Raw genomic sequence first — 18146 nt, 5'->3', positions numbered from 1 at the left:
CTTGTACCTGTCACATATACGTTCGATTATGTGACAGTTTGCATCGGGAAGCTCTGCACGTCAAAATTTGTCACTTAACCCGTCATTCTGTCTAAGGCATGCAAAGGGTAGGCTAGGCTCATAATGTGACAGAAATTCCGGGGGGATGCCTTCCTTCGCGAAGGTGGCGCGCAACTGTTCCAAGGAAGCGGGGTCGCGCCGACCATAGGAAGCCAACGCGAACAGCGAGCGTGCCGTCTCGGGGTTGTGTCGTGCTTCAATGATGGCCTCATCAATGGCCTGGATTGCACGCTGCCAGTGATCGACGGGTTCGGGCTTCGGCGCTTTCGCCGGCAGGCCACTGGTGAACCCGGTTTGGGGCTCGGACCAGAATAGCTTTGCGTGCTCGCCTGGCGGGCTTATATCCCTCACCTCAATCAAGCTGATTGCCGTTGCCGCCGCCTCCAGCATCTGCAACCGTACTGCCGGGTTCAGGGTTTCATACGGTCGCCACAGACTTTGCCCAGCACGCAGCGGATGCCCGCAGCATTCCCAGATTTGGCGGAGATACCCCGCGTAGGTGCCGCACGTCGAAAGCGGGGTGTTCAGCTCATCGAGCAGCGTGCGTAGCAGCCTAAACCACAATCCGGCGTGGATGCGTCGGCGCGGCAACTCCACGTGGCCGGTCGTCAGTGCCTGCCAGGTACGCTGGTCCATCGCCGCAATCGCGTCGCTGGCAGTGCGCGGTTCGGCGTCGGCGTTCTCCCAGCCGAGAAACCGCCCTGGCACGCCCCAATAGGATTCCAGCCAGCAGCCATGCAGTGGGCAGCTCAGCATCAGGGGCAGCTTCCACGCGAGCAGTACGGCTTGGTTCTCCGGATCGTTCAGACAGAGCGGGCAGGCGCGATGTATCGGCTGGCTGGGCAGCCAGGCACGCCAGCTCGTGATGGATCGCGTCCTACGGCGGAGTTTCGGCAGCAGCACCGAGAGCTGGAACGCATAGGTTTCCAATGCATCTGGAATCTGATCATCAAGGCTGTCCAGTAGCCAAGGCACCCAGCCGGCGAAACTCATGCAACGCAGCCGGTCCGGCTCGATGCCGCTCCGCTGGGAGAGCATCGCCAGCAGCGCCAGTGGTGGCGCGGTGTCCAGGTCATCAACCTGGCCGTGACCAAGATCGTGCTCCAGCAGCTCGGACACCTCCATGTGATAGCAAAGGGCCACGCGGTTGAGCCACGAAGACAAGGCTTCGCCTTCCCTGGGAGCCGGATGCAGTGGCCAGTGTGGCGCTGGCTTCACATCAGTTCCCGCTCGAATTGCCGCCGCCGCTCGCTGGGACCGGTGTAATCGGCCATGCTGAGCGTGCGATGGTTGATCGCTTCCTCACCGCTCTCCACGGCAGCGACGGCCGCCGCCATCAACAGGTGCGCCAGCTCGCCGATGGTGCCCTCGCTGCGCGTGAGCAGGTAGCGGGCCATATCCAGCGTGGCAATCGACGAGGGTCGCCGCAGCGGGAGCGAAGCCGCGAAGCTGGCCAGCAGTGAGCAGCAATCGTCGTTGGCCTCCCACACCGGCAGCATCATCGGCTCGAAGCGGTTTTCCAACTGGTCGTCCGAGCGGATCGCCAAGTAGGCATCGCGTGTGCCGACCCCGACCAGCGGGATGCGCAGCTCGTTGCCGAGGAAACGCAGCAGGTTGAGGAATTCCCGGCGGTTGACGCTGTTGCCGGCCAGGACGTTGTGCAATTCGTCGATCACCAGCATGCGCACGCCGACCTTGCGTAGCAGTGCCAGCGCCAATTGCTCCATTTCCGGCAGCCGTGGGCGCGGGCGCAATGGCGCGCCCATCGCGGCAAGTAGCGCGACGTAGAAGCGGATTACCGACGGTTCGGATGGCATCTGCACGACCAGTACCGGAATGTGCTCCTGGTCGGCGTCGGAGCTGGCCGGGTGGGTGCGGCGGAATTTCTCGACGATCATCGACTTGCCGTTGTTGGTTGGACCGACCAACAGCAGGTTGGGCATGCGTTGTTTGTTCGGCCACGCATACAGGGCTTCCAGCCGATTCAGCGCCTCGACTGCTCGCGGATAGCCGATCCAGCGGTCAGCGCGAAGGCGATGGATGCGTTCGTCCGCCGGAAGACGGGCCAAGCCCTGGGCCACCGGCATCAGGTGGGACAAGTCGATGATGGGATATTCTTCCACGGCTACCACTCCTCAATCTGGTCGAACGGTTTGGCAGGTGGCTGGTTGTCTGCCTGCGGGTCAGCCATGTCCGCGTCCGGTGGTGGCGTGGTTTTGAAAAGAACTGCCGTTGCCTTGAGATGCTGGCGTCGATCCGCGTCGCGCCGCGCCTTGCGCGTAGCTTTCTGCGCGGTGGACACGATTTCGCGCATCTGGCCGATCATGCGAAACAGCGCCGACTCATCCACCTGTTCGCGCCCTTGCTGCCGCAATTTCGCCAGCGCCTGTCGTTGTTCCCAGAGGGTGACAGCCGGGTGCGACAAGGTGCGGTATGGAATTTCCAGATAGTGCTGCCCCTCCGGCTCCAGCACCCAAATGCGGCTGATGTCGCGCGGGTCGCGCCGGATCAGGAACGCAGGCAAGCGGTCGCGCCGAGCTATCCACGGCTTGAGCGCATCGGCGTAGTAATGGATGTGGTCGATGACGAAGCCGGTGCGGGTCAGCGTGCGGCGGATGATGGGCAGAAAATCGACCAGAAAAGCCGTGGTGCGAGTGATGACGGTTGGCACGCCGGTCCGCGCGATAGCTTCGGCCCAGCGCGCTGCCGGCGGCTGGAGCAGGCCGTTGTGCACGGAGCCGTGGTAGGTGCCGACCGCCAATGTGAGCCAGCGCTCCAGCTCACGCAGCGTCAGGGCGGCCTTGTTTTCGGAATCGTAGTCGCCGCGCTGGTCAGGGTTGGAGAAGGTCGTCCCTGGCAATTCGTCGTGGATCATCTGCATCGCCGTGCCGATGATCCGTTCCACGATGCCGCCGTAGTGCGGCTGCCCGAGCGGGCGATAGTCAAGCCGGATGCCATGCTGCTCGCAGCCTCGGCGTAGCGCTTCGCTCTTGAACTCGGCCGCGTTGTCCAGGTAGAGCAGCCTGGGCTTGCCGCTCATCGGCCACTCCATTTCTATGTTCAGACCCTCCAGCCAGGGACGCTTGTCGCAGGCGACATGCACAAGGCACAGGCCGACCGAAACAGATGACGGCGCTTCCAGCGTGACGACCATGCCGAGCACGCAGCGGGTAAACACGTCGATGGCGATGGTCAGATACGGACGGCCAATCGGTTGCCGGTCGCGCTCGTCCACCACGATCAGGTCGATGACCGTGTGATCAATCTGCACTTGTTCCAGTGGCGCGGTCACGGCGGGAGGCTCACCACCGACACCTTGCAGGCTGCGGGACGCATCCTGACCTTCCCGGCGGCGAGTGGCCTTGAGCGGATCGAGGCCGGCGATCCGCAGAGCCACGGTGTTGCGCGCCGGCGCCCGCAGCTTTTGCGCTTTGCAAGCCTGCGCGACCTCGCGGTGGAACGCTGCCAGGCTACGCTTCTGCTTGGTCAGGAAGCGCTTTTGCAGCAACTCGCGGATGATGCGCTCAACTGATTCCGGCAAGCGTCCCTTGCCTTTTCCGCCGCCGGATCGGCTGCGAGCCAGGTCCGTCACAAGCCCAGCACCTTGCCGGGCACGGCGGATTAGGACATACACCTGCCGCCTGGACAGGCCAAGCGCGTGAGCAGCGGCATCGGCGGCTTCATGCCCGACCACATCAAGCGCTGCCAGCGGCCCGATGATTTCCGCCCGTTGCCGGGCCTGCGCCCAAGCCGCATCGGGCAGGGTGGCCACGCCTTGCTCGGCAATCAATGATGTGTCTGACGCCATGCTCACACCTCGCTTTGGTGCACACGAGTATTGAGCATAGTCGAGATTGGTGCAGATGACTTCTGATATTGCGTTGTCAGGAGTCGCCTGCACATCTGGCGTTACGCCCCGTCAATTGGTGCAGTCGTCTTCTGAAAATGACACATGGCATCTGACATCAAGTTAGGGTATGCCTCAATCTGACGGCTGCGAACCGCCAGGGACAGGCGCAATGTCAGATTCTGTCGCGGCCTTGGCGCGTGCCTGGAAGCGTTCATAGCAATCCAGCCCGCAGAAATGTTCGACGTATTCCGCGCCTTCCGGGGTGAAGGCGGCATCGAGCGGAATTTCTTTGCAGCATACGCAGCAGGTGGTGCAACTGGCAGTGTTCGGGGCGTTTGCGTTCATGGTGGTACTCCTCCAGATTGGTAGCGAAGCTCAAAGCTGCCCACTCTCGGCTGGCTGGGAAGCGGTCATGATCTTCCCTTGAAGGCCCGCAGCAGCCGCGTCACAGACAGGACAAACAAGCCGGTCAGCGTGAGGGCTGCAATACCCCAGTGCTCCCCGATGAACGCGCCGGCCGTCGTGCCGGCTAGCACAATGGCGAGAATCGGCAAATGGCAGGGACAGGTGAGCACGGCCAGCGCGCCCCACAAGTAGCCGGTGATCGGTTTGTGCGTCTCAGACGGCAAGTGCTCTGGGCTGTTCATGGCAGACTCTCCGCGTGCTGTGCCGGTTCGGTTGGCATGGCGGCCAGTTGCATTTCGAGGCTGGCCAGGGCCTCGCGCCGACGCTCGACGAGTTGCCGCAACACGGCAAGCTGCGCAGACGCACCGTCACCGTCCGCAGCATCCAGCGCCCGGCACAGCCGCGCCAGTGCGTCCAGGCCGATACCCGCTTCGAAGGCAGCCCGTACAAAGCGCAGCCGTTGCAACGCGGTGTCATCGAACAAGCCGTAGCCGCCCGTAGTGTACGCGACCGGCCGTAGCAATCCGCGCAGCAGGTAGTCGCGCACGATATGCACGCTCACCCCGGCATCAAGGGCCAGCCGGGACACTGTGTAGGCGCTCATTGAACACCTCCTTTTCCTCATCCGGCGCAGCACGAAAGCTGCTTCACGTCCTTGCTGAAGGTCTGCGCCGCGAGCTTCAGCCCTTCGACCATGGTCAGGTAGGGGAACAATTGGTCGGCCAGTTCCTGCACGGTCATACGGTTGCGAATGGCGAGCACCGCCGTCTGGATCAGTTCACCCGCTTCCGGGGCCACCGCTTGCACGCCGATGAGCCGTCCGCTACCTTCCTCGATGACCAGCTTGATGAAGCCGCGTGTGTCGAAGTTGGCAAGCGCACGCGGCACGTTATCCAGTGTTAGCAGGCGACTGTCGGTCTCGATCCCGTCGTGATGTGCTTCCGCCTCGCTGTAGCCCACGGTGGCGACCTGCGGGTCGGTGAACACCACGGCCGGCATTGCGGTCAGGTCCAGGGCCGCATCGCCGCCAGTCATGTTGATCGCCGCACGAGTGCCGGCCGCTGCCGCCACATAGACGAACTGCGGCTGGTCGGTGCAGTCGCCGGCCGCGTAGATGTTCGGGCTACTGGTGCGCATGCCCTTGTCGATGACGATGGCCCCCTGCGCATTGACGGCTACCCCCGCCGCTTCCAATGCCAGGCTGCGCGTGTTCGGTGTCCGGCCGGTGGCGACCAGCAGCTTGTCGGCGCGCAATTCACCGTGCGTGGTGGTCAGCACGAATTCACCGTCCATATGGGCGACCTGGCTGGCTTGCGTGTGCTCCAGCACCTCGATGCCCTCGGCACGGAAAGCGGCTGTCACCGCCTCGCCGATGGCCGGGTCTTCACGGAAGAACAAGGTATTGCGCGCCAGGGCCGTGACCTTGCTGCCCAGCCGGGCAAAGGCTTGCGCCAGCTCCAGCGCCACCACCGACGAGCCGATTACGGCAAGGCGTTCGGGAATGGTGTCGCTCGCCAGGGCCTCGGTGGAAGTCCAGTAGGGTGACTCTTTCAAGCCCGGAATCGGCGGGACCGCCGGGCTGGCACCCGTGGCGACCAGGCAGCGGTCGAACATCACGACGCGCTCGCCACCCTCGTTCAAACTAACGATAAGGCTCTGGTCGTCCTTGAAACGCGCTTCACCGTGCAGAACGGTGATGGCTGAATTGCCGTCCAGGATGCCTTCGTACTTGGCATGACGGAGTTCTTCGACACGGGCCTGCTGCTGGGCCAGCAGCCGCTCGCGCAAGATCGTCGGCGGTGTGGGTGGCATGCCGCCGTCGAATGGGCTTTCCCGGCGCAGATGGGCGATGTGGGCGGCGCGGATCATGATCTTGGACGGCACACAACCGACGTTGACGCAGGTGCCGCCGATGGTGCCGCGCTCAATCAGCGTGACCTGCGCGCCTTGCTCGACGGCCTTCAGTGCTGCCGCCATCGCGGCTCCACCGCTACCAATGACGACGACCTGCAACGGGCGTTCGTTGCCACTGGGCTTATCAGCGGCCCCTATCCAGCCGCGCATCTTGTCGAGCAGGCCGGCGCGGTTGTCCGTCGGTGGCGCATCGGCAAGCGTTGCCTCGTAGCCCAGTCCGGCCACGGCGGTAGTCAGCGCATCCGATGACGTGCCCGCCTCAATGGCGAGTTGCGCTGTGCCCTTCGGATAGGACACCAGCGCCGATTGCACGCCGGGCACTTTCTCCAAGGCTTCCTTGACGTGAGCCGCGCACGAGTCGCAGGTCATCCCGGTGATTTTCAGGGTGGTCATGTATTTTTCCTTTTCTGTGGTGGCTACGGCTGTTGCCGTCAGCCACGTTGTTCTGGCAATTCACAGCTGTCCGGCCCGCAGCGGCGATGTGCTGGCGAGATGAAATCCCAGACCGACACCCCAACCATCAAGGCCAGGCCGACATAGAGCAGTCCACCGCTCTGCCAGCCGTAAGCCCGCATTAAAAACACCGCTGCCAGCACCAAGATCGGGCCTATCGTGCCGAGCGCCGTGCGTCGCCACTGTCGATGATTGAGCCAAGCGATAGCATTGGCGAGTAACGCGATGCCGGCGAACATCGGCAGCAGGATGCCAATGAATAGCCCCTCGTACTGGCTCAAGAAGCCCAGTCCGATGGCCGCGCCAAAGCTGGCGATGGCAGGAAAACAGGCGGCGCAGCCCATCGCGGAAACGACGCTGCCGAGCGCGCCGGTTTTGCCAGCGATGCGCGTGATGAGTCCCATGTGTCGCTCCCGAGTTCGGTTAACGGATCAGCGTTTGAGGCTGGACGGATAGCCCGCGTCCTCGGTCGCCTTGGTCAACTTCTGGACGTTGGTCTTGGCATCGTCGAAGGTGACGACGGCCTGGCGCTTGTCGAAACTTACGTCGGTCTTGCTCACGCCCTCAACCTTGGAAAGCGCGTGCTTGACAGTGATCGGGCAAGAGGCGCAGGTCATGCCAGGCACGGACAGCGTGACGGTCTGGGTGGCGGCCCACACGGGGGCAACAACGGCAGCGAGGGCGAGGGCGGCAAACAGTTTTTTCATGATGAACTCCTGTGATTAATAGAAAAATGGCATGACGTAGGGAAATCCGAGCGAGACCAGGACCAGCGCGGCCACGATCCAGAAAATGAGCTTGTAAGTAGCTCGCACTTGGGGAATCGCGCAGACCTCACCCGGTTTGCAGGCTTGCGCCGGGCGGTAGATGCGCCGCCAGGCGAAAAACAGCGCGACCAGCGCTGCGCCGATGAAGATCGGGCGATAGGGTTCCAGCACCGTCAGGTTGCCGATCCATGCCCCGCTGAACCCCAAGGCGATCAAAACCAGCGGCCCCAGGCAGCAGGCCGACGCAAGAATGGCGGCCAGCCCACCGGCGAAGAGCGCGCCGCGCCCGTTTTGTGGTTCAGACTTTTGTGGTTCAGACATACGCTTGTCCTTTCAAATTTGGTTTGGATAGCTTAAGCTTACTTCCGTAGTTATGTACGGAGTCAAGCGATATGCAAATTAATTTTGAGAATCTGACCATTGGCGTTTTTGCCAAGGCGGCCGGGGTCAATGTGGAGACCATCCGGTTCTACCAGCGCAAGGGCCTGCTGCCGGAGCCAGACAAGCCCTATGGCAGCATTCGCCGCTATGGCGAGGCGGATGTAACACGAGTGCGGTTCGTGAAATCGGCCCAGCGGCTGGGCTTTAGCCTGGACGAAATCGCCGAGCTACTGCGGCTGGAGGATGGCACCCATTGCGAGGAAGCCAGCGGCCTGGCCGAGCACAAGCTCAAGGATGTGCGCGAGAAGATGGCCGACTTGGCACGCATGGAGGCCGTGCTGTCTGAACTGGTGTGCGCCTGCCATGCGCGGAAAGGGAACGTTTCCTGCCCGCTGATTGCGTCACTGCAAGACGGAACGAAGCTCGCTGCATCGGCGCGGGGGAGTCACGGGGTGACTACGCCTTAGCGTGCTTTATTTTCCGAATTCTGAGACGACCCCTATATGACATTTCAGTTAAGATTTGGTAAAACTTGTATCACCTGTTTTCGGCTGTTGCTGCATGAAAATCATTGCATGAATCGTTGTGTTTCTAATTTTTCTTTTTTCATCATCAGACAACTCTAGGAATAATCGACCTCTCCATTTTTCATGTATATTCTCAGTTCGTGACAGTTTAAAAATAGAGTTATCTTTAGTGAAAATATTTTTAACGTAATTCTTTTTTGACATAAGTCGTTGATAAATATCAGTTATTAATAATTTTTCATCCTTTGTCTAAGCTAAGAAGATGCTCGGGATAGTAGGCCCAATAAAATTGAGTCGATAAACCTTGATGCTTCTGGCTCATCCCAAATATAGTTCCTCTGTAGTCTGGTTTAACTAATTAATCATCATATTTTGAAGTTAGTTCCCTAAAACTTAGATCTGCGCCCCATGATGATTTTTTAGAAAAATCATCATCACTGTATTCACCTTCATTTTATTCTTTAGGTATATTAATCATATGTTCCGACACTATATATATCTCTTTTTTGTGTGAAAATCCGATCGCTAAAAGTTTTCTATGTTATAAAAATTTTACAATGAAGCATGGGTAGATAGAAGTGTAACCTCTCATCACCCATTGAGTAACGAGTTATGATATTTTTCAACTCTACTTATTAAAATGTATGTTTGAGAAAGTAGACTCTCTGCGATAGACTTCAGCAGGGCAATCGGGCCCGTTTTTTCACACAGCGCGTCGGGCACTTCCCGGCCCTGGAGAGTGCCGGATGACAGACAATGATGCGACTTCGATTCCGCAGCTGGTACCGCTGATACCAGACGGTGAATTCTGGCCATCGCCAGCCGGCGGTGAGCCCCCTCTCGATCCCGCGCGCGCCTATCTCCTTTCCCTGAATTCTCCGCGCAGTCGTCAGACCATGGCCTCTTTCCTCGGGATCGTGGCCCGGATGCTCGGTGCCTCCAGTGCTGATACCTGCAGCTGGGGCAGCCTGCGCCGGCACCATGTCATGGGGATCACCGAACTGCTTCGCGATACTGGTCGCGCCACGGCTACCGTTAACACCTACCTTGCCGCGCTGAAGGGTGTGGCAAAAGAGGCCTGGATGCTGAGGCTGATGGATGTGGAGAGCTTTCAACATATCCGGGCAGTCCGAAATCTGCGTGGCAGCCGGTTATCCCGGGGCCGTGCTCTCCCGGCTCATGACATCCAGCAATTGTTTGCTGCCTGTGAAGCTGACCGGAGCAGCCTCGGGGTACGGGATGCGGCGATACTGGGTGTACTGCTGGGCTGTGGTCTGCGCCGTTCTGAAGCCGTCTATCTCAGATTAAGTGACGTTGTCACGTATGAGAGAGCTCTCAGAGTGCTGGGAAAAGGAAACAAGGAACGACTGGCCTACATGCCTGACGGGACATGGCAGCGTCTTCAGCTCTGGATAGACCAGGTGCGCGGTGAAAACCCCGGACCGTTGTTCACCCGCATACGCCGGTTTGACACCCTGACGAATGACCGCCTTACCGACCAGGCTGTATACCATATTCTGCAGGTACGTCGGGGCCAGGCCGGAATTCCGCAATGTGCCCCGCATGATCTGAGGAGAACCTTTGCCACCGCCCTGCTGGATAACGGTGAAGACCTGATAACTGTGAAGGATGCGATGGGCCATGCCAGTGTCACCACCACCCAGAACTACGATCGCCGGGGAGATGAGCGGCTGCGAACGGCACGTGATCGCCTCAGCTTGCCATGATCATAAGTCAAGCTGTTAACTTATGAACTCATTATGATGAGGAGTTCTGAATTTATAGCCCTGCCAGAATAGAGCGATTTCGGATGCTGGAACTCCACTGCTTCTGTAATTCAGTTAGTTATCGACACCTAGCATTCTAATAAATAGCCTTTGCGTAGGGAGAATTCTGGATTCAAGCGGCGCCCATAGTCCACCAACGTTATCCGCTCTCAGATGCTCTCAAGCACATCGATCCAATGGCGGGCTTCCTGATACTGCTCGTTAGTCAGGCAATGATGGGCAGTATTAAATGCTACCTTCTTCCTCACGGAATCCAACTCCTGGCGATATTCATTAATTAACTTGGTAAGCGCTTGGCAATAAATCCACTGCGTCTTATCTTCCCCAAACTGACTCATCAGCATGCCGTATTGCCCGTTCGCCACATAATCACCAGCACTGCCTTCCGGGTACGGCTCAGCCTGTAAACTGCCCTGAAACTCGTGAGGGTGCAACTTCGCATGGATTAGAACTTCCGCGCCATGTTGGCCCATCCACATTCGCGCAGACTCAACACTGGCGGTAACGTATTTGTAGAGGTCCACATCATTTGTGATCCGTTGCACAATGCCTATATATAGATTTTCGACCGAAGCTTGAAGCTCAAGTTCTGAGAAGATGTAAGGCTCATCTGCCATTTGTGCAAAAAGTTCGTCGATCGAAGAAATTTTGTTGTTTGTTGGCATATTGCTCTCGCTAGGCTTGCTTGGTGGGCGCTAAGGATGAAAAATGATACATATAATAACCCAATGATATAAATTGATTTTACTCATATCCCGCTTGAAACGCTTAATTATCCGAAAATAGTATACGAATAGGATGTTGCACCGGAAGCCCCTATACATGCATCCTGTGTAAATGCCTTTCACATAAGTGACCATCCCGGCGGTCACCGAACTTTAATGCTAGCAGCTTTTACCGGCATCATCGCGCCACTATTGGTGGCGCTGATCCGTAAGCTGTTCAACTTCTAAATTTGATTGGGTGTTGTGTTAATGTCTGACATTGACCAGCGCCTGAATGAAGCCGCCCCCTAAAAAGGGCGGCTTTTTCGTGCCTGAAATCCTGCTTTTCCATTCATCCCTTCTCTTTTTAGGTTCCTTAATGACCGCGTTTTATAACGAGAGCTAACCCTACGCAGCGCAATGGCTACGCAATCTTATTGCCGCTGGCCATATCGCCCCAGGGGTTGTTGATACACGTTCTATTGAGGATATAACCCCCGATGAGCTCCGAGTATTTACCCAAGTGCATTTCTTTGCCGGAATCGGAATCTGGTTACTTGCCCTACGGTAAACCGAATGGCCAGATGATCGGCCAGTCTGGACCGGCTATTGCCCTAGCCACCCTTTCAGCGCGGCGGGCAAAGGAAATGGGGTTGATGATGAGCGGCACTTATGGTCAGCCTTCCACCATCTCATTCGCGAGTGTAAACCTGTCCGAATCTTTGGCGAGCATGTGGCAAGCGATCACTGCAGTGCATAGTTCGACCTTGTACAAACTGACCTCGAAGCGGAGGTCTACGCCGCTTCTGCGCTCCATCTCTGCGGTGCGAGCATCGGTGCGCCGCACATCTGGATGGCCGACTCCCGCCGCGTGCGATGGAAAAGGTGGCTACATGGGCGGGCTGGTTAACGCCGCTGGCGACGAACATCAAAGCGCGTTTGGCCGACGGCTTCGAGAAGAGGAAGGAAGCGCGACTGGCTACGGGGCGCACTTCACTATCGCCGGGGAATCTGGCCGAGCAAGCCCAGCTTTATTGCGGCGATCACCTGCAAACAATAGCGGGATGGCCAACGCCAATGGCGGATGGCGACAACCGGAAAGCGCGCCCACATCTATTGATGAACAACACGCGGCCGGATGGCTCGAAGATTCAGAAGAGGTTGCAGGATTACGCCGCAGCGTCATTGCCGGTGTTGCCGCCATGGCCAATATCCCACCAGTTACGAGCTATCAAAATTTTAGCATTGGCGCTGGGGTAGGCAATACAGATGGTGAAAGCGCGGTGGCCGTGGGCTTTTCAGCTCGAGCATCCCAAAGCGTAGTGGTTAAAGCTTCGGTTTCGAACGATACCCAACGTAATTTCGTTGTTGGCGGCGGTATCTCTTACGGTTGGTAATGCCGGTTTAAAAGCGATCTATTGTAAAGAAGCCACGTTACCAGGAACAAAGCCAGCCATCATGCTGGCTTTATTTTGTAAGAATAGAGTGTTTCATTGCAATTTCTCGGCAGCAATGCAAAGCCAGTAACCGTGACCGCCGCCCAGTTCGATGAGGCAAATACGCGCAAACGTGGGAAATACACTTTATTTCAGGACGTAGCCGAGATCATGGCGCTAAGCACTTGCGGCGGGATGGTGACATCTACGCATAATGTGAATAAACAACTGATGCTGGAGTATGGCTTGTGCGAAACATGCGGCCGTATTGGTATGGAGTAATTATTCAATCGCAAAAACCGCGAATTGTAAGCTGTTGGCCCGGAAGCAAAGCGGCTCTCTGCATAACGGAAACCGACCCATAAGAAAACCGCGCAGCTCGATTTCGGCTAAAAACGAAAAAGCCCTACTGCAAAACAGCGGGGCTTTCATCGGAGATTGATAACCGATGAGAAATCGATCACCGAACTACCATCAATTTACAAAAATACTTCCAAATTACTCACGCCGGAGCATAACGCCTGGGAAGCGACGTTGCAACTTATGGAAGCTTTAAAAGCTAAAATAAGCGAAGCTTGCAAGCTTCATGGCATTAGCCAGATTTATTTTAGGCCGCCACCGATCGATGTCCTCTTTCGTCAGATCGCCCTCATTGTTGCCGGTAGCATAAATTGCGTTGTGATACGTGACATACGCCTCCGCTCCCTTCTGTTTCCAGACCGAAAGGCCGCGTTCGGCGGCCGTCTGTGAGTTTTCCCTGCGATCGGCAAAAATTGGCCACTCCTTAGTCCGGGTGGGTCTTCATGACTTTTTCCAGCTCAGGTGCCACCGAGCTGCAATAAATGCACTGGTAATCAAAGAACTTGATGACGGCAACCCTGGCGTTTTCCGGCCCGAAGGCCGGCGTATGCGCGTCGTTCAGCAGTGCGGCCTGGTTATCCATGACCCTGACGGCAAACTGCAGCTGCTGCCGTGCTTCCTGTTGCACCTGCAGTTTCTGGCTGACGGCAACCAGCACTTCCGGGTGTGCCACCAAGTGCGCGTCAGAAACCCGAGCCGCTATTTACTCTGACGAATGACCTCCTTAAAGATCAGGCTGAGTATCATATCCTGCAAATACGGCAGGTACCGACAGGCATTGTTAAATGTTCCCTGCATGACCTGAGACACAAATTTCCCACGAGCGGTACTGTAAAACAGCGAGATCCTTATAACAGTAAAGGATGCAATGGGACATGCCAGTGTAGCTACCATCCAGCCATACGACCTTCGGGGGGAGTTACGCCTGAAAAAGCTCTATATCGGCTTAAAATAGCATAATGAACTACATAATAATAAACAGACATTCTGATAATTGCTCTTACGATATAATCTAAATACTCAATTCATCCTCAATGGCAGAGGTTAAAGACTTTCCATACTGTATTAGTAGGATGTGTAAAACGCCAACACCATAGGCATAAGCTAATGAATTCGCTATATCAATCGTTAATATTAATTGAAATGATATATATCACTCCCATTTATAATCGCAACTACCAAAAAATAATTTTTTTTAGTAGTTGTAAATAATTTATTAAAATTTATAATTTTAAGACCCTTGATAAGGTATAACATCCAAGCTATGCGATTGTTAAGGCCGTGTGTATTCTAGAGTTAGTCTAAAAACCTTCAGGAAAAGAGGCTGGATAAACTACTTTGTTTGGCCATTATTGAGGAATAGTTATGCGTAAGATTTTATGGATTGTCGGTTTGGTTGTTCTACTCACTGGATGTGGTGATGACGGTATCTATGGCACCTGGAAAAGCAAATCATCAGGTGTAGTAATTAAGATTGAAGAAAGCAATATCAAAATGCCTGGAATAGGAAATGTTGCTGTCCAAAAATGGGATGTAAGTAATGATAAAAAAGAGTACGTAGCCCATACTTCCTACATCACATTAGACATCGAAAAGACAAAAAATGGAATAGCGATTATGGGCGTGGAATACGAACGTGAGTAAAATTTATTGATCAACACGACCATTGACTGGCAAAACGTTTTATAGTTTTGCCATTTTTATAAATTTAAGGAACGAATAATGCAAAAGCCTATAATTGTAATTCTCGGTTGTTCTATTGCTCTATCCGGATGTGAAAAATCTGTTGAAGAAAAACCGATCTCTGAATTTACGATGCAAGAAGCGGAAAGTGTTTGTAAACGACCAGAGATTTCTTCCCAACTGGAGAATATTTTTAAAACTGATAGTATCAAGTTTTTGAAAAATAATCCTTTCTCTTATTCCCCATTCATTGATAGATATAACTCTGACGAGTCGAATTTTGATAGTGATGCACGAAGAAAATCAAGAATAGATTATACCTATAATTATACCGATGATGATTTCTCTAAAGGATTTGGTAAAACCGAGAAGTTACAGATAACTAATCTATCACTAAATGCTAAAGGTCAAGATGATTTCACGTGTAATGCAAATATCAAGTTTGATTCTGACCAAATTTATGGAGTATCATTCTTTAAAAATATCACATTTGACGTTAAGAAAGAAAATAATAAATTTATAACGGATGCTTTTCTTTCTATAGAGAATTTAGAGCATAGTAAAATTGAACCCACTTCGCAGCAAAAAGAGTGGCGTGATAAATATGAGAATAAACTTAATGCTGACGATGATGCACTGAGAAATATTCCTGACGATAATTATAAAATCGTTTCCCAGGACGATCTTTATTATATTTACTTCGCTCAGTCTCCGCGTAAATTCAATGATGATGAATTAATGGGCTTCTTTAGCTCTAAGTGGAATAACACTACTGATGTATTTGCCAAAGAAGACATAAAAAAAGATGAGCTTCCAAAGATAAAATCAAAAATAGCATTGTATAAAGATTTTAAAAATATAATAGCTTACTCAAAATTTGATTTGAATAGTGAAATAGATAAAAATCTAACCTTTAAAACAGAGAGTGGAGAAGCATCCATACCTGCGTCTTATAGTTATGTTTCTGCGAGAGATAGTTATAATGTAGCAAAGAAAGGATTCAAATATAACGCACCTGGTTGTGATATGAATGGTGGATTAACAATCGAAAGTAGAGGAATCAAATTCACAACGGATGGAGCTTTACGTGGCTGTACTGTCGTTGTTCCTGATGAGAAAGCCCGTGAGATTTCTGCTACGCTTGCGGCTCTTAACAGTAGAGGTGACTCTATCGGAACTTTTGTAAAATCATATCTTCATATTGTCAAAGTTGACGGTGATACTAATACTATCCATGCGCTAATAATAAAAGATGAAGTAAAATTATATGATCCTGAAACTAATGCAGTGATTCTCGATACTGTTGTGAAATGATTATGATGAGGGCGTATTTATTTTACGCCTTTTTAAACAAATACTAATATGGATAGTATTATGATCCAGTACTTCACCACGATTTTTATTGTAATGCTGGTAAATATACCGGCGATTATACCTTCATTACTACTAAAAGCAGATAAATCAATCAAATTACAAGTAGCTATACGTGTATATTTAACGACTGTTTTATTAATTTTGTCATTAATTACTTTAGCTTCTAATTCTGTTAGTAATCATACTGCTTATCCAGCATTGATTCCTTTAGTTCCCGTATTGCTATTTGCGATCGCTTTGTATAATTGTGGTGGATATTTGAGAAAGGTCATAACCAAGAAGAAAAGAAGAGCAATCATACTATCTTCTTTTGCCATTGTTTATATCATCAGATTCAATGTTGTCATCTTTGATAATGGTATGGGTTATCAAATGACTTCTTATGGTATGGCCTGGACAGCATATTTTGTTTTTGGTTGCCTGCTTGCTTATATTGCAACTTCCGACGACATGAGGAGTTCAAAATATACTGCCTCAAATACAACCAACAGTGAATTACGAGTAGATAAAACTCATGCTACACAATCTGAAATCGACGCTGACTTAAGTGTTAAAGGAAGATCTATATTATTTGACCCTAACATTAGCATTAGTGAACAACAGCGCTATAAAGATGCATTGGATAAAAGGGAGGATGAATCTGGATCCGGTTATTGAACATTATCTTAGAGAAATTCTTCAATAAATTTCTAGGGGAAAATTGGTATCCAGTTTGCCCCTGTTTTTTATTAATTCGTAGTATGAATCTTATAACAAAAATTAGTAGGCAAGGATAAACCTGTTGATAAGCATTTGGTTATGCGAGGGCATACTAAAGCTTCAGCAATTATCGATAAACTTCAAAAAACCACCCTCAACCGGTGAACGACTACAGGTAGACTGAAGAGAATCGTTCGGCGTGAACATGCCTGAATATTCGAAATGTAAAAAGAGCAATTTAATTTTCCTTTTTGATTTTCACTCATCAAAACTATCGCACTTGTTGATCAATATCATTTCAGTCATTCTGGATTTGATTCATCATCTATTAGTGTCGGATGTAACGCCGCTACAGTGCGATTATTTTGATCTGAAATCTTCTGCATTGTTTAGGTTGTTTAGGTTGTTCAGGTGTTGAAGGTGATGTTTTCTAATCATACTTTATGGCCCTTACTAGAACCCTCCTTGAATAAGATAAAAATTATGCTTATTTTATGCAAGGCGTTTGAAGGCATAAGGTGAAATGAACTGGCTATTAAAATTTAATAGCCAGTTAAACCTATAAAAATAACATCATCTCAATTAGTGTTTTTTCCGCTATTCTTACCGGTTGCGCTGTTACACCTCCAACCCAGCCTATCAACTCACAGATGCACAACTATGCACAGAAAGCGGCTATGCCATAGCCACCGGCAATTCAGAACGTTTAGCTGAGGTTGCTCAAGAAGGACAAAGCCGCGTTAATGCGGGTCGCATGACTATCTCTCAGGATATGTGCGCCATCTTGGCACAAACTGGCAATAACCGCGTTCAAAAAGAAATGATTGAGGATGCCCAGCGTCAACAAGCCAGCCAGGCAATGATGCAACAAGGTTTGGCGATAATGCAGCAAGATCAGCAAAACATGCAATCAATGCAGCAGACCCAGGCTTTAAACAATATAGCTAACTCTATCAGCGGCTATTGATAAAACTGGTAGTTTGAGATGGAAGTCTTCTTAGCTTTTTTATCTTGCCGCTTTTAGACATGTTATATTTCCTCGAAATCTTACCCAACGGTATTAGCCGTACATCATAGTCCCTAGATGTGAAATTCTATTACCGAGACTAGAATTTTATTTAGCATCATCCAAATTTTGAACTGGTTAGGCGAAGATATTAAAAGTTTCATGTTATTTTCTTTCGCTTTGCTAAAGAAAAGGTCTGCATGCGGCAGACCTTTCCCTAATGGACATATCTTATTAGTCCATAACTCAAGTTCAAAAAAACTATAATAATACCTTAATTTCCTGCGCGGTACTGTAACCTCTACTTTTCAGCTCTTGACCAGCGGCACCAGCTTTCAGAGGAGAACTGCTACGCTCATGGACACAGATCCGAGCAAGTTCTCTGTCACTCTTCATCGGCATCTCTTCTTTATAAGTGTGCATCCGTTCATTAGCAGCCCTGCCCTCCTCAAGCGCATATTTGCCTGCAGCCTTAGCAATATTACCCGCTTTTTCCCAAAATCCCATATTGCCTCCGTTGAGTTAAGCTTGGTAGTTCCAGTTAGTTTTTGAGCAATTCGGGCAGGCAATTCTAAAACCACTCAAAGCCCCGGCCAGAACATCACCTTTCGAAAATCCCTTTTGTTCAAACTTTTCTCGTCCAATTTGTCCGATTACTAGGCCGAACATCTTTGAGTTACTTACCTTTTCCTCACACGATTTGCATACAAACATTTTAGTTCCTTAATGTGTATAAGTTC

The 18146-nt window shown here is 52.2% G+C and carries 19 protein-coding genes and 3 pseudogenes; 9 read left to right on the top strand and 13 right to left on the bottom strand.

What is annotated here, in order from left to right; all coding sequences use genetic code 11:
* Positions 1 to 60: 60 nt before the first annotated feature.
* Genes KI228_RS23160 through KI228_RS23150 form a run of 3 tightly spaced genes read right to left on the bottom strand, consistent with a single transcriptional unit; the run spans position 61 to position 3868 of the window.
* The gene (locus KI228_RS23160; RefSeq protein WP_011405615.1) at positions 61 to 1278 is read right to left on the bottom strand and encodes a TniQ family protein; all 1218 of its coding nucleotides are present in this window, start codon (positions 1276 to 1278) and stop codon (positions 61 to 63) included.
* Positions 1275 to 2183 carry a TniB family NTP-binding protein gene (locus tag KI228_RS23155; RefSeq protein ID WP_000393453.1) on the bottom strand — a complete coding sequence of 303 codons (909 nt, stop codon included), beginning with the start codon at positions 2181 to 2183 and terminating at the stop codon, positions 1275 to 1277. The genes KI228_RS23160 and KI228_RS23155 overlap by 4 nt, the downstream gene beginning before the upstream one ends.
* Positions 2184 to 2185: 2 nt before the next feature.
* Entirely contained in the window at positions 2186 to 3868 is a 1683-nt protein-coding gene (locus KI228_RS23150; RefSeq protein WP_010791757.1) for a Mu transposase C-terminal domain-containing protein, read from the bottom strand.
* A 46-nt stretch (positions 3869 to 3914) separates the two neighbouring features.
* Here KI228_RS23150 and KI228_RS24550 point away from each other — a divergent pair, with 46 nt between their 5' ends.
* Complete coding sequence (locus tag KI228_RS24550) at positions 3915 to 4034, top strand: NTP-binding protein (RefSeq protein WP_317987705.1); 120 nt, start codon at positions 3915 to 3917, stop codon at positions 4032 to 4034.
* An 8-nt stretch (positions 4035 to 4042) separates the two neighbouring features.
* Here KI228_RS24550 and KI228_RS23145 read toward each other — a convergent pair.
* The 7 genes and pseudogenes from KI228_RS23145 to merT form a co-directional block, all read right to left on the bottom strand.
* Positions 4043 to 4270: pseudogene (locus tag KI228_RS23145) on the bottom strand (DUF3330 domain-containing protein); the annotation flags it as partial.
* A 50-nt stretch (positions 4271 to 4320) separates the two neighbouring features.
* Positions 4321 to 4557, bottom strand: a complete 237-nt coding sequence (gene merE / locus KI228_RS23140) for a broad-spectrum mercury transporter MerE (protein WP_001087807.1) — start codon at positions 4555 to 4557, stop codon at positions 4321 to 4323.
* Positions 4554 to 4919, bottom strand: coding sequence for a mercury resistance co-regulator MerD (gene merD / locus KI228_RS23135; RefSeq protein ID WP_001277466.1), 366 nt, complete (start codon positions 4917 to 4919; stop codon positions 4554 to 4556). The genes merE and merD overlap by 4 nt, the downstream gene beginning before the upstream one ends.
* A 17-nt stretch (positions 4920 to 4936) precedes the next feature.
* A complete protein-coding gene (gene merA / locus KI228_RS23130) occupies positions 4937 to 6622 on the bottom strand; it encodes a mercury(II) reductase (protein WP_000209296.1) in 1686 nt (561 codons plus the stop codon).
* A gap of 38 nt (positions 6623 to 6660) precedes the next feature.
* Positions 6661 to 7086, bottom strand: coding sequence for an organomercurial transporter MerC (gene merC, locus KI228_RS23125; protein WP_000522996.1), 426 nt, complete (start codon positions 7084 to 7086; stop codon positions 6661 to 6663).
* A 27-nt stretch (positions 7087 to 7113) separates the two neighbouring features.
* Positions 7114 to 7389, bottom strand: a complete 276-nt coding sequence (gene merP / locus KI228_RS23120; RefSeq protein ID WP_000732275.1) for a mercury resistance system periplasmic binding protein MerP — start codon at positions 7387 to 7389, stop codon at positions 7114 to 7116.
* Between the two features lie 15 nt (positions 7390 to 7404).
* The gene (gene merT, locus KI228_RS23115) at positions 7405 to 7770 is read right to left on the bottom strand and encodes a mercuric ion transporter MerT (RefSeq protein ID WP_001294656.1); all 366 of its coding nucleotides are present in this window, start codon (positions 7768 to 7770) and stop codon (positions 7405 to 7407) included.
* A gap of 71 nt (positions 7771 to 7841) precedes the next feature.
* Between merT and merR the strand changes: the two genes are divergently transcribed.
* Both merR and KI228_RS23105 read left to right on the top strand, forming a co-directional pair.
* A complete protein-coding gene (merR, locus tag KI228_RS23110; RefSeq protein WP_001166628.1) occupies positions 7842 to 8297 on the top strand; it encodes a mercury resistance transcriptional regulator MerR in 456 nt (151 codons plus the stop codon).
* 806 nt (positions 8298 to 9103) lie between these two features.
* Positions 9104 to 10084, top strand: a complete 981-nt coding sequence (locus KI228_RS23105; RefSeq protein WP_141227259.1) for a tyrosine-type recombinase/integrase — start codon at positions 9104 to 9106, stop codon at positions 10082 to 10084.
* Between the two features lie 209 nt (positions 10085 to 10293).
* On the opposite strand, the gene KI228_RS23100 is transcribed toward KI228_RS23105, so the two are convergent.
* Entirely contained in the window at positions 10294 to 10809 is a 516-nt protein-coding gene (locus KI228_RS23100) for a hypothetical protein (RefSeq protein WP_141227258.1), read from the bottom strand.
* A gap of 475 nt (positions 10810 to 11284) precedes the next feature.
* On the opposite strand from KI228_RS23100, the pseudogene KI228_RS24405 reads away from it, so the two are divergent.
* Both KI228_RS24405 and KI228_RS24545 read left to right on the top strand, forming a co-directional pair.
* Positions 11285 to 11728 (top strand): annotated as a pseudogene (locus KI228_RS24405) (DNA cytosine methyltransferase); the annotation flags it as partial.
* 13 nt (positions 11729 to 11741) lie between these two features.
* On the top strand, positions 11742 to 12245 hold the full coding sequence (locus KI228_RS24545) for a YadA-like family protein (RefSeq protein ID WP_141227257.1): 504 nt from the start codon (positions 11742 to 11744) through the stop codon (positions 12243 to 12245).
* Positions 12246 to 12908: 663 nt separating this feature from the next.
* On the opposite strand, the pseudogene KI228_RS23090 reads toward KI228_RS24545, so the two are convergent.
* Positions 12909 to 13323 (bottom strand): annotated as a pseudogene (locus KI228_RS23090) (thioredoxin domain-containing protein); the annotation flags it as partial.
* A 686-nt stretch (positions 13324 to 14009) separates the two neighbouring features.
* Between KI228_RS23090 and KI228_RS23085 the strand changes: the two are divergent.
* From KI228_RS23085 to KI228_RS23070, 4 genes are all read left to right on the top strand, one after another.
* The gene (locus KI228_RS23085) at positions 14010 to 14288 is read left to right on the top strand and encodes a hypothetical protein (RefSeq protein WP_141227254.1); all 279 of its coding nucleotides are present in this window, start codon (positions 14010 to 14012) and stop codon (positions 14286 to 14288) included.
* 78 nt (positions 14289 to 14366) lie between these two features.
* On the top strand, positions 14367 to 15641 hold the full coding sequence (locus KI228_RS23080; protein WP_141227253.1) for a hypothetical protein: 1275 nt from the start codon (positions 14367 to 14369) through the stop codon (positions 15639 to 15641).
* A 60-nt stretch (positions 15642 to 15701) separates the two neighbouring features.
* Positions 15702 to 16358 carry a hypothetical protein gene (locus KI228_RS23075; protein ID WP_141227252.1) on the top strand — a complete coding sequence of 219 codons (657 nt, stop codon included), beginning with the start codon at positions 15702 to 15704 and terminating at the stop codon, positions 16356 to 16358.
* A gap of 796 nt (positions 16359 to 17154) precedes the next feature.
* Complete coding sequence (locus KI228_RS23070; protein ID WP_141227251.1) at positions 17155 to 17367, top strand: hypothetical protein; 213 nt, start codon at positions 17155 to 17157, stop codon at positions 17365 to 17367.
* A 300-nt stretch (positions 17368 to 17667) separates the two neighbouring features.
* On the opposite strand, the gene KI228_RS23065 is transcribed toward KI228_RS23070, so the two are convergent.
* Positions 17668 to 17913, bottom strand: a complete 246-nt coding sequence (locus tag KI228_RS23065) for a hypothetical protein (protein WP_141227250.1) — start codon at positions 17911 to 17913, stop codon at positions 17668 to 17670.
* Positions 17914 to 18146: the final 233 nt, after the last annotated feature.

This window comes from Citrobacter amalonaticus (assembly GCF_018323885.1).
GTDB classification, from domain to species: domain Bacteria; phylum Pseudomonadota; class Gammaproteobacteria; order Enterobacterales; family Enterobacteriaceae; genus Citrobacter_A; species Citrobacter_A amalonaticus.
The sequence above is the reverse complement of the archived record's forward strand: the minus strand, read 5'-3'. Positions and strand labels throughout refer to the sequence as shown.